This is a genomic window from Luteibacter sp. HA06, assembly GCF_054061215.1.
On sequence record NZ_JBSSDZ010000001.1, the window covers coordinates 356,662 to 368,073 of the forward strand.

Sequence of the window (11,412 nt, forward strand, 5' to 3'; positions counted from 1 at the left end):
TGGAAAGTCATGTTCAGAAATTTTCTCAACCTCGCAGTGTTCGTCGTCGGCCTTGTCGCCGTGTGCTGGATCGGCGCGGGCTACGTAGGTTCCAATCCGCTCGGCGCCGCGGTCGCGTCGCTGATCGGCGTCTGCTACATCGCGGGCGCGTTCGAGCTGCATCGTTACCGCCAGGCGACCGGTACGCTTCAGCATGCCGTGGCGGATATGTCGGTCGCGCCTTCGGGTCTGGGCAGCTTTCTCGAGCGCCTGCATCCGAGCCTGCGCAATGCCGTGCGTCTGCGCGTCGAAGGCGAACGCGTTGCGTTGCCCGCACCGACGCTGACGCCGTATCTGGTCGGGTTGCTGGTGCTGCTGGGCATGCTCGGCACGCTACTGGGCATGATGGCGACCCTTCGCGGCACCGGCCTCGCGCTGGAAAGCGCAACGGACCTCCAGGCGATCCGCGGGTCGCTCGCCGCGCCGGTGAAGGGGCTTGGCTTTGCCTTCGGCACCTCCATCGCCGGTGTCGCTACCTCGGCCATGCTCGGCTTGCTCTCCGCGCTCTGCCGTCGCGAGCGGCTGGAAGCGGTGCAGTCGCTGGACGTAAAAATTGCCAGCACGCTGCGCATCTACTCGCAGACCCATCAGCGCGAGGAGTCGTTCAAGCTTCTGCAGCAGCAGACGGAAGTGATGCCGGCGCTGATCGATCGCCTGCAAACCATGATGGCGAGCATCGAGCAGCACAGTCAAAACGCGAACGAGCGTCAGCGTGCCAGCCAGGAGGCATTCCACGCTGCTACCGGCGAGATCTACGCGAAGCTCGCCTCGTCGGTCGAGCAGTCCTTGAAGGACAGCGTGACCGAAAGCGCACGCGCGGCAAGCGCGGCCTTCCAGCCGGTCATGGAATCCACCATGGCAGGCCTCGCACGCGAGACGGCGTCGCTGCACGACACCGTCACCCAGGCGGTACAACAGCAGCTGGAAGGCCTCTCCACTGCGTTCGCTTCGAGCACGACAGCGGTTGCGGACATCTGGAAAAGTGCCCTGGTCGAGCAGAAGCGTACGAACGAGAAGCTGGCGGAGGATCTGCAGGCCGCGCAGCAGCGTTTCGCCGAGACCTTCGAAGAGCGCTCGGTCACCTTGCTGGAAGGCGTTGCGTTGCGTCTCGACACGACGGCTGACAATGTTGCCGGGGCGTGGAACGACGCGCTGGCAAGGCAGGGCGCCGCGCATGAAACCCTCGCTTCGCGCAACCAGCACGCGCTGGCTGGCGCGTCGGCTGCGTTCGAAGCGCATGCAGCGTCGCTGGTCGGTGTGGTGCACGCCTCGCATGAAGACCTGCAGGCAAAGCTGCAGGCACGCGATGCCGAGCGATTGACTTCCTGGACGGATTCACTCACGGCCATGGTCGCTGCCTTGGACGACCATTGGCAGCAGGCGGGCGAAAACGTCGCCGCTCGCCAGCAGGAGATCTGCGACACACTGGCGCGCACGGCCGGCGATATCGCTACGCAGACCCAGGCACACGCAAGCGACACGATTGCCGAGATCTCCCGCCTCGTCGACGCAGCTTCCGAAGCGCCAAAAGCCGCCGCCGAGATCGTCGCCGAACTGCGCCAGAAACTGTCCGAAAGCATGGTCCGCGACACGGCCATGCTCGAGGAGCGCAGCCGACTTCTCGCCACGCTGGAGACCCTGCTCGATGCCGTCAACCACGCGTCGACCGAACAGCGTGTTGCCGTGGATGCGCTGGTTACCACCTCGGCTGACTTGCTCGAGCGTGTCAGCACCCGCTTCACCGACCACATCGAAGCCGAGACCGGCAAGCTCGAAATCGTCGGCGCGCAGGTCGCTGCCAGCGCGACCGACGTGGCTAGCCTGGGCGAAACCTTCGGCGCGGGCGTGCAGCTCTTCGGCCAGTCGAACGAGGCGCTGATGGAACGCTTGCAGATCGTCGCCACGGCGCTCGACAGCTCGCTCGCGCGTAGCGACGAGCAGCTCGCTTACTACGTCGCGCAGGCACGCGAGGTCGTGGATCTCAGCATGCTCTCGCAGAAGCAGATCATGGAAGAGATGCAGCAGCTGGCACGTCAGCGCGCCTCCGCCGGGACGGAAACGGCATGAGCGACGATATCGAGTTCGAAGGCGAATCGGTCGCGCCGATCTGGGCCGCCTTCGGGGACCTGATGTCGGTGTTGCTGGGCGCGTTCGTGCTCATCCTCGTCGGTGTGATCGGCGTGCAGCTGCAGCTGTCGCACCGTCTCGACGAAGAGGTAAAGCAGCGTCAGGCCGAGGCACAGCGCCGCATGACGCTGGAGCAGGCGTTGGCCGCACCACTCGCAGCAGGCCGCGTGACGCTGGTCAACGGGCGTATCGGTATTCGTGGCAGCGTGCTCTTTGCCCTCAATTCGGATCAGCTGCAGCCGGAAGGGCGCGAGGTGCTGAAGAGCCTGGCCGGTCCGCTTTCGAACTACCTCACGACACGCGATGAAGTGCTCATGGTCAGCGGTTTCACCGACGACCAGCAGGTGCACGACGGCAACCGCCACTTCACCGACAACTGGGAACTCTCGGCACAGCGCTCGCTCACCGTGACGCGAGCGTTGATCGCGGATGGTGTACCCGCGCCGTCGGTCTTTGCGGCGGCCTTCGGATCCGAACAGCCGGTCAGCGGTAACGACACCGACGAAGGACGCGCAAAGAATCGCCGCGTGGAGATTGCGCCGATCCCCAAGCCATCCTCGACAAACGTGACGCCGCATGCGCCCTGAGCGCGGACCCCTCGGGCGCATCGCCGACGAGCTCACCGCTCGTTCGTCGTCGTATCCCGAGCTGGCGACACTGGATTACTTCCAGAAGCTGTGGTCGCGCATGCGCACCGAGAGCCAGCTGCGCCAGTCCTTGCAGGACGCGCCGGAGAATGCCGGTCCGCTCAACTCGAGTGCGCTGGTGCATCGTTCCATCGCCCTGATGCGCGACCTCGCGCCGGGTTACCTCCAGCACTTCGTGTCCTACGTGGACGATCTGTCGTCACTCGAGCAACTGGGTCGCGGTGCCAGTGCCGCACCGCGCGATGTGCCTCAGGCCGCCACCATCGGCAAGCGGCCGCGAGCGAAGGCGCGCACGCGTCGCGAGTGATCGCGCTAGTGCGCGTCGACGGCCTTGGCTTCCAGCGCCGACGCATCACCCCGCGCGACGACATACATCTGCTTGCTCATCTCCTTCAGCAAGGCGTGCGGATCGTCGCCCTTGGTGTACAGGTCCATGTGCGCCTTGTTCGGCAGGAAGCGGATATCCGACTTCGCATGAAGCCCATCGAGAACGGCCTTGAGCTTGTGCACGGCGCCGTCGAGATACCAGCTGTCCTCGGTGCCGACGACGATATGGATCTTGCCGTCCAGATCGGGCTGTAGCGTCGGCCAGTTCAGGCGGATGTACCGGGCAATGTCGTAATGCTCGATCCAGTAAGCCTGCACCTGGGGATCGACCTGACCCGAGTAGCGGTCGAACAACAGCATCGGCGTGCCGTCGACATTCCTCGGTGAGAATACCCATTCATACGATGACACTTGTCCGCCGTAAGGGCCGAGCACCCGCTCCAGGCGGGCGGCATCGGCGAAGGAGCCTTCGCCGTGGAAGTGCACCCGGCTGATCGGCCACAGCTCGCCATCGGGACGGTGATAGAAATTCGCGTTGTGCGTGTAGATGTCCACACCGGAGAAATCGTGGAAGTCGACCGGATCCGGCGATGTCGACCAGGTGCCTCCGAACACCTTGGGGTACTGGGTCTGCAGCCACAGCGTGGCCCAGCCACCGGACGAATGGCCGGTGAGGAGGCGCCCGGACGGTTTGCCGTCCATGCGGAACTTCGATTCGAGTTCGGGAATGAGCTCCTTCGTCAGCGCGTCGCCCCAGGGACCGTTGTTCACGGAGTTGGCGAATTCGGTCGTGCCGGTCGCCCCCGACTGGTCGAGGAACACCCAGATCATCGGCGGCATCTCACCCTTGCTCATCGCCAGATGCACCGTCACGACGTCGTCGACAAGGCTCTCCCTGTCGCCGCCGTACGCGTGCGTGAAATAGACCGTGGGAAAGCGCGCGGCCTCGCTGCTGTTGTAGTTCGGCGGCAACAGCACCCATCCGCGCATGTGTATGGGCCGCCCGGTGAAGTTGGTCAGGAGCCTGCTGGTGAAGTCGAGCGGCCGCGTGTCGTGGCGTGCCTCGGGCGCATCGGCGCGTATCTCCGGCGTCTCCCAGTCGAGTTTCCACGGATCGGGGTTTGACCTGACCGCCACCAAGGGCAAGGTCGCCGGAAGCACCAGCGGCAGGCGCACGCTGACGATCGGGCTGACCAGGTCGCCCGTGTCGCGGCCGCTGTAGTTGTAGTTGTGATCCTGGTCCAGCACGGCCTGCAACAGATACTGGCCGGGCGGCAGACGCGAGAAGCCCTCGGGGAAGGCGATCGCGTCCGTGTCGATCTCGACGGCCTGCTCGGGCGCGAGGCGGAAGATTTCACGTGCCGCTACTGCCGTGCGTTTCGGATGCCAGGGGTCGGCATCGACCTCGGTCACCTTGCCGTCCTTCGCCTGGGCCTTTGCTGCGCTGGCCAACGTCGCGAAGAGCAGCAGGCGCCCGGACACGGCATGCGTAGCAGCGCCGTCGAGCTTCACCAGGACGATGGGTGCTGTCTGTGATGCGCGCCAACGTAGCGCAACGCCGCCGCCGAAGAGCCCGAAGGCAATCAGGGCCGCAATCCAGATGGCGTTACGCATGGTGAAGCTATCTCCTCATTCGGGTGTTCCCTTGCCCGGAGGGAAGATCGTAATACCGAACCTGCCCGCATGGCTGAGCAGTGTGTCGATATCTTTCCGTGACGGCGGCGCCGGTGGCCAGTTACCGTCGTCACTCTTCACGCAGGAAGCTGCGAAATCCTCGAACCCCGCGGGCGCGCAGACAACGATGTAGCGAGCATCTTCGTTATCGCCGGTGACGAGGCGGTGAGCCTGGTGGGGCTTGAGGACGATCGAATCGCCTGGAACAAGCTGGAAGGTCTCCTCGCCCACGGTCACGATCAATTCGCCGGAGAGGAGATGCACCGATTCGGTTTCCCGTTCGTGCATGTGCAGTGGCGTGCCACGACCTGCCGGGCTGGTGAACTCGAGCATGCAGAACTGGCCGCCGGTTTCGCGGCCGGCGATCAGTTCGCGCACGCGCGAGCCAGTGAAGAGGGCGGTTTCGCCGTGTTGCTGGGACATGGCTGTGGTTCCTGGGGAGGGAAGGGGAACACACAGGATGGGGCGCTTGAGGGGCCAGGATAAGCGCCACGGCAGCCACGTCACTCATGGCACAATGCCGTTAATGGTCTCCCATCTCAGCCAGTTCGTTGCGTTTGCGGCGGTAGCGAGGCATCTGAGCTTCGCGGGTGCGGCGCGTGAGTTAGGTGTTGCGCCGTCGAGCGTGGCCAAGAGCGTGGCTCGCCTCGAAACGCGCATGAACGTCCGGTTGTTCGTGCGGACCACGCGCTCGGTGCAGCTTACCGCGGATGGCGAGGAACTCTTCCGCCGCTGCAGCGACGTGCTGGCCCAGGTCGCCGCGCTCGAAGAGATCACCGATGTCAGCTCCACCCATCCTGCTGGCGTTCTTCGCATCAGCGCGCCGGTCGGCTATGGCGGCAAGGTGATCGTGCCCGTCATCGGGCGCTTGCTCGAGCGCTATCCGAAGCTGCGTGCCGACCTTCGCCTGTCTGACGATCGCGTCGACCTGGCGAAGGACGGCCTGGATGCGGCCATTCGCTTCGGCAAGCTGCCGGACTCGGGCCTGATCGCGCGCGAGGTGGATCGCCAACCGCTGGTGCTGTGCGCGAGCCCTCGCTATCTCGCAAGGCACCGCGCACCGAAAAGCCCGGCGGACCTTAGCGACCATAACGTCATCGCGTTTCGCATGCCAGGGAGCGGCAGGGATCGGCCGCTCGAGTTTCGCGTCGGTGGCGCGGTCACCACCGTGAAGTTCACGCCACGTTTGTGGTTGAGCCACGGCGAGTCGTTGGTCAACGCGATGCTTGCCGATTGCGGGCTGGCGCAGGTGCCGCTGTTCATGGCCGAAGAGGCACTCGCCGAGGGACTGCTCGTAGAAGTCCTGCCAGCATGCCGTCCCGATCCGCTCAAAGTGAATCTCGTGACCTCGGGCGGCCGGCAGATGCTGCCGAGGGTAAAGGTGTTCCTCGACGAGCTCAGGCGACGAACGGGGCAGGTCACGCCGGAATCGTCTAGGTAACCCGCTCCTGTGGGAGCCGATTCATCGGCGAAACCCAGCCTACGTCACCGCCGCCCGACTTCCTCAAAGACCCATCGCCGGCCCCGATTGCTGCATCGCGACCTGTTGCAGCTGCATTTGCATCTGCATGTCCTGCTGCTGTTGCATGGCAGTCGCCTGTTGGTCCAGTTGCGTGGCTTGCGTGAGACTTTCGTCCTTGGGCCGTGCAGGGGTGTCGATCGATAGATCGATCGAGGGACCTTCGTACACGCCCGCGCTGACGATGCGACGTTCCCGGATGTCGATATCTCCAAGCTGGCCAGGCTGACGGATGCCCAGGTGTCGCGCCTGCAACGCCGCTTCAGCCACCTTGTCGTCGGAGACCTCCATCGGCAGCTGGCTGCGAATAGCGACGTAGATCGGATCGTCCCCCGCCTTGGGCATCGTCGCTCGCGGGCTCGTTGCTGCCAGGGGATGCGGTGAGACCACGTGCCGGCCCGGGTCGTCCGGATGCATAGCCTCGCGTGCTGCGGCGCGTTCCTGGCGGAGTTGATAGGTGTCTTCCAGGCGTCGCCGGATCGCCGGATCGTTCACGTCGTCCATCAGGTCCAGCCGCATGCCGGCTGGCGCCTGCGCATGGTGTATCTCGGCCCATTCACCCGTGCGGTCCCGGGCGTGGTAGTGATCCGTGCGGCCGATGATGTTCGGGGTGATGTGTGAGCGTTCGCCGTGGGCCTCGACATAGGCGGCTGCCATGTCGCGCACGTAGGTGGCGCGTTCGGCCACGGGCATGGCTTCGGCCGCGGCGAGGTTGAGCAGGGTGTCCTTGCCGCGTTCCAGGCCGAGGGTGTCGTTGTTGAGCATGCTGGACCAGACCTTTTCGACGTGACGGTCGACGATGTCGTCCTTCACGGCCGTCTCGTTCACTGCCTTACCGCGCGCCCTGGCCAGGCCTATCTGGAGATTCGCCTCTGCCTCACCGGCGTGGCGCGCAGCTTCGATCAGTTTGCGTGGTGTCCAGGCGTCGGGGTCGACTTTAATATTGTTGAAGGATTTGTCATGCGCGTCCTCGACATCTAGGGCGGGCAGGTTCAGGGCCAGGTCCGGCTGCCCTTTCTTCATCCACGTCTTGCGGTGGACGAGATCTCGAGTGATTAGATCGACCCCGAAGTTGTCCCATTCGCGCTCGCTGAGTACTGTCCCGTTGTGCTCGCGCGCGTAGTTCTGCGCATACAGGTTCGCCGTTGCGCCCGGCATGTTGTCGTGGCGGACGACGCCAAGCGCGAGGAGCCCGTAGCCATCGTTGCCGGGCAGCTCGGCCAGATAGTTCCAGTACAGCTCGCGATTTCGTTTATCCGCATAGTGGCTGAGGATCTCAAGGTCCTTCTGCGTCAAGCCCGAGCGCACGTTCATCGGCCAAGCTCTCCCTCACGAAACAGGCTGCGTATACGCATCTCGATCCGGCGCCAATCCGACATCACCATGCGTTGATACGAAAGTTCAACGACGACCTTGTATTCGGGCATGGAGAACTGGTGGTCGCACGTGGCGCGCCAGAATCCATCGGGAAGGTCGATCATACGATCACCTTCCATGCGGACGCCGTCAGGCACGCCTTGCGGTGAGCACTTGAGGACCGTGCGCGGAATGCCCCCAGCCCCCATGTCGACGAACCAATCGTGGTTCATGAGGCTCTCCGGCTCGGCCGCGCGTGTGTCGGGGCCGTACCGCTTTATGTAATAACGTTGAAGGGCGTCGAAATCGGTGTAGTACGGCGTCAGGCCATAGACCAGATCGCCCTTGATCCGCAGGTCCAGGTTTTCCGCCGGATTGGCGCGCTGGACCGGGTTCGATGGGTCGAATGGCTCGATCCATCCGCGTGGGAAAACGCGAATCTGCTCGTCGCTCAGCCGGTCGGGATACGACATACGGATGCGCAGGGCGGCCAGGAAACGATTGGTGTTCTTGTACATGTCGAAACCCTCCGGTAGAGGCTCTAACGAAGGCCAATCGAGGACGAATCCGACCTCGGTGCCGTTACCCCGCGGCATATAGCTGCCATTGAACAATCTCGCCGGAAGGCAGAATCGATGTGACCCCAGCTCTACCTCCCTGAGCCGCTCGGGATTGTTGCTGTCCTGGCCCGGCCCACAGGGTGACGGTGGCGCTCCGACGACGGCCTTCTGTGCCGGCGCCGAGCATCCGGCGATCAACGCGGTCAGCAACGCCGCCAGCGGTTTGGGTATCGACATGGGTTCTCCTTGGCTGTCGATGGGTAGTGCAGGCGCACGTCGATGCGTGCCGACCACCCTGCAACGTAGGGGATGGGTTAGCAGGGGCCCGAACACGAACTGCTCGCCGGCCCGCAAGGCCAGCAGCTGCTCGGCTCGCATGGCCTTCGCATACGACGTCCGGGAGTGCGCGCTGCGATACGCCACATGACGGTCCAGCGCAGCCGCTTCGCGCTCCGCGTGTGCCCGCTCACGTGGGGCATGGAGGGCGAGGACACTGAAGCGGTGCATCACGACGCGTTCCGCGTGGCCATAGTTCTCAAATAGTGCGGCGAGGCTTCGTACGGAAGCGAAGCACCGGAGGCCCTCGTCGCTGGTTTGAAGGAAAGGCAGCGGCAGCAACAGGTCGAGTCCATGGATGACGACAAGCGCATTGTCGTGCCGCACCTTATCTCGCCATTGCGCGACAAAGGCTTCGATCACGGGTATCGCGTCCTGCCGGCAGGCGTAAGGTAGATGCAGGTAGACCGTGGCGCTAGCCGGCGCGTTGAGCGATAGGCCGGTGCCGCGGGTGCCCGCCTCGATGTCCGCATAGGCAAAAGCTTGCAGTGGCCCGCGAAGTCGCTCGGACGTCCGTGCCAGCGTGTCGTCGTCCAGTGCCGCGCAGGCGGTCAGGGCGGCACGGGTCGCCGTGCCTGGTGCTGGATGCGCCGCCAACGACGCGAGGACAGCACGGTCGAGCCGGCCCTTGCCCAGCTCAAGCAGTCGCCACACATCGCCTGGAGCCGGGGGTGCCCGCTCACCAGCGGCACGCAGCACCTCGTCCACGGCCATGACCAGAGCTCGGAATATCCCGCGCACATGGCTGACGAGGATGCGATCCGTGCGATCGCGTTCGGGGTACCAACATGCCGCCAGTGCCTCGAGCGAATCGAGGTGAAGTCCGTCGCGGCGCCATGCATCAGCAAAAGGGTTCCAGGGCATGCCGCCGCCGAACGGAGCGACATGAACCACCTCACCGCAGGATCTCCGCCAACCGGCTGTCGCACCGTACATCGCGCCGTCGAGGTCGATGATCAGCACGGGCCCGCGCGCAACGCGCAAGGCATTCTTCAGTACGCCGAAGGTCGTCGGGTAATCCGGCGCGGCAAGCAGCAAGGATTCTCCGCCCGGTAGGCGTACGCAACGGAATCCGTGGGTGGTGAGGACGGGCTGGCGTGCGCCTGTCCAGGTGCTATCACGCGACACATCCGCAGGCCGGAGGAAGTCCGGCGCCAGTCGTAGTTGGTCCAGCGCGGCAGCGCGCCGCAGGACGAGCAGCAGGCCACCTACCCAGGCGAGCGGTGCCAGCGTGAGGCCGACACCACCGGCCCAGCGAATACGTGTGGCAAACGGTGCGAAGGCCGGCAGGTCGAGAGCCTGCCAATACGCGTACGCCAGACCGAACGTCAGCTGCGCGAAGGGCAGCCCGAGCACCACGAGGATGCACATGCCGGCAAGATACGGAGCGATCAAGCATGCGCCGAGGCCTCCGAGGCCGATTCCAAGACGCCACCACCGAGGCATCATGCCCATTCCAGCTACATCCAAAACGAGGATGCTGCCACGGCCGCTTCACGGACTCAGCGCGGGGGCGACGACGGGCCGGAAAATAAGGTGTTTGGCTACAACGAACGTTGAAGAAAAGCGGACACGGTGCTGAGGACTTTCGGAATTGACTGACGAGCCCAGCCCGGTACGAATACCGGGCATCAGCGAAGGCGGTACTACTTGGCCCTGAGCCTCACCGCAAAGCGCGTTCCTTTCTCCGGTGCGGACTGCACGGACAGCGTGGCGCCTAGTGCATCGGCAGTCTGTTGAACAATCCACAAACCCAGTCCGAGACCTTCCGCACGCGGATCCGCCTGCCGAAACGCGCCGAAGAGTTCTTCCGTGGCCTCAGGCGTCATACCAATACCGGTATCGGTCACGGTAATCTCGACGTCGTCGCCTTCCTGCTGCGCATCAAGACGTATCTCTCCACCACGCGGCGTGTACTTGACCGCGTTGGAAAGCAGATTGCCGATAAGCGTCTCTAAAAGCGCAGCGTGTCCCATCACCGAAGCCGCACTCGACGATGTCGAAAGGACGATGCTCTTTCGCTCCGCCGCCGAGCGCCACGCCTGCTCCATCGAAGCAAACAGGGGTCCGATCGGCACGGATGTCAGCTCCGGTACGAGGCCTACGCCGGAGCTCGCGGCGACCGACAGGCTGGTGAGACGACGGTCAACATCGAGAAGCTGCGCCGTGGCGCTTGCAAGCCTCGTCTGTACCTCAGGCGCGGAAGCCGCGCTGGAACGGTCGATCGCGTACAGCGCACTCCGGAGCGGCGCCTTCAGATCGTGGCCAGCAGCAGTGATGAGGCTACCGAGGTGCTTGTTGGTCTGCTCGCTGACGGCCAGCATGCGGCGGAGTTCCAGCTGGGTCATGACCTGCCGGGCGAGACCGCGGAGCACGTCGATCTGCTCCTGCGTAAGACCGCGAGGCTCGGTATCCAGGACGCAGACCGTACCGATTGCCAGGCCGTCCGCTGTCTTCAGCAAGGCGCCCGCATAGAACCGCAGCCCGGGATCGCCGGTCACCAGCGGGTTCTCCGCAAAGCGCCCGTCAAGCGTGGTATCCGGCACCACAAGCATGTCGTGCTCGAGGATCGCGTGCGCGCAGATGGAGGTGGCCAGGGGTGTCTCGCGAACCCCGAGGCCCACCTCGGCCTTGAACCATTGCCGCTCGGCGTCGATCAGGTTCACCACCGCGATCGGCGTCCCGCAGACGAGGGAGGCGATCCGCGTGATGTCTTCGAACGCGGACTCCCTGGCCGTATCCAGGATGCCGTAGGAATGCAGGGCTGCCAGCCGGCGTTGTTCGGCGGCATTGGGCAACTTGGGAGCCGCGAGGTGTGCCATGGGGT

9 protein-coding genes are annotated in these 11,412 nt (G+C 64.5%); 4 read left to right on the top strand and 5 right to left on the bottom strand.

Annotation, left to right across the window (positions count from 1 at the left end; genetic code table 11):
- Positions 1-9: 9 nt before the first annotated feature.
- Genes ACVWWJ_RS01500 through ACVWWJ_RS01510 form a run of 3 tightly spaced genes read left to right on the top strand, consistent with a single transcriptional unit; the run spans position 10 to position 3,120 of the window.
- Entirely contained in the window at positions 10-2,106 is a 2,097-nt protein-coding gene (locus ACVWWJ_RS01500; protein WP_456966513.1) for a DUF802 domain-containing protein, read from the top strand.
- The gene (locus tag ACVWWJ_RS01505) at positions 2,103-2,753 is read left to right on the top strand and encodes an OmpA family protein (protein ID WP_159889729.1); all 651 of its coding nucleotides are present in this window, start codon (positions 2,103-2,105) and stop codon (positions 2,751-2,753) included. Before ACVWWJ_RS01500 ends, ACVWWJ_RS01505 begins: the two co-directional genes overlap by 4 nt.
- Positions 2,743-3,120: a DUF2894 domain-containing protein gene (locus ACVWWJ_RS01510; protein WP_159889727.1), complete on the top strand. Its 378-nt coding sequence runs from the start codon at positions 2,743-2,745 to the stop codon at positions 3,118-3,120. Before ACVWWJ_RS01505 ends, ACVWWJ_RS01510 begins: the two co-directional genes overlap by 11 nt.
- A gap of 5 nt (positions 3,121-3,125) precedes the next feature.
- Here ACVWWJ_RS01510 and ACVWWJ_RS01515 read toward each other — a convergent pair whose 3' ends face one another.
- Both ACVWWJ_RS01515 and ACVWWJ_RS01520 read right to left on the bottom strand, forming a co-directional pair.
- Complete coding sequence (locus ACVWWJ_RS01515) at positions 3,126-4,754, bottom strand: alpha/beta hydrolase (protein WP_456966514.1); 1,629 nt, start codon at positions 4,752-4,754, stop codon at positions 3,126-3,128.
- Between the two features lie 15 nt (positions 4,755-4,769).
- A complete protein-coding gene (locus tag ACVWWJ_RS01520; protein WP_456966515.1) occupies positions 4,770-5,237 on the bottom strand; it encodes a cupin domain-containing protein in 468 nt (155 codons plus the stop codon).
- Between the two features lie 46 nt (positions 5,238-5,283).
- On the opposite strand from ACVWWJ_RS01520, the gene ACVWWJ_RS01525 reads away from it, so the two are divergent.
- The gene (locus ACVWWJ_RS01525) at positions 5,284-6,255 is read left to right on the top strand and encodes a LysR family transcriptional regulator (protein ID WP_456966516.1); all 972 of its coding nucleotides are present in this window, start codon (positions 5,284-5,286) and stop codon (positions 6,253-6,255) included.
- A gap of 63 nt (positions 6,256-6,318) precedes the next feature.
- On the opposite strand, the gene ACVWWJ_RS01530 is transcribed toward ACVWWJ_RS01525, so the two are convergent.
- The 3 genes from ACVWWJ_RS01530 to ACVWWJ_RS01540 all read right to left on the bottom strand — a co-directional run bounded on the left by ACVWWJ_RS01530 (position 6,319) and on the right by ACVWWJ_RS01540 (position 11,407).
- Positions 6,319-7,647 carry a hypothetical protein gene (locus tag ACVWWJ_RS01530; protein WP_456966517.1) on the bottom strand — a complete coding sequence of 443 codons (1,329 nt, stop codon included), beginning with the start codon at positions 7,645-7,647 and terminating at the stop codon, positions 6,319-6,321.
- The gene (locus ACVWWJ_RS01535; RefSeq protein ID WP_456966518.1) at positions 7,644-9,980 is read right to left on the bottom strand and encodes a hypothetical protein; all 2,337 of its coding nucleotides are present in this window, start codon (positions 9,978-9,980) and stop codon (positions 7,644-7,646) included. Before ACVWWJ_RS01535 ends, ACVWWJ_RS01530 begins: the two co-directional genes overlap by 4 nt.
- A gap of 251 nt (positions 9,981-10,231) precedes the next feature.
- Positions 10,232-11,407, bottom strand: coding sequence for a GAF domain-containing sensor histidine kinase (locus ACVWWJ_RS01540; RefSeq protein WP_456966519.1), 1,176 nt, complete (start codon positions 11,405-11,407; stop codon positions 10,232-10,234).
- Positions 11,408-11,412: the final 5 nt, after the last annotated feature.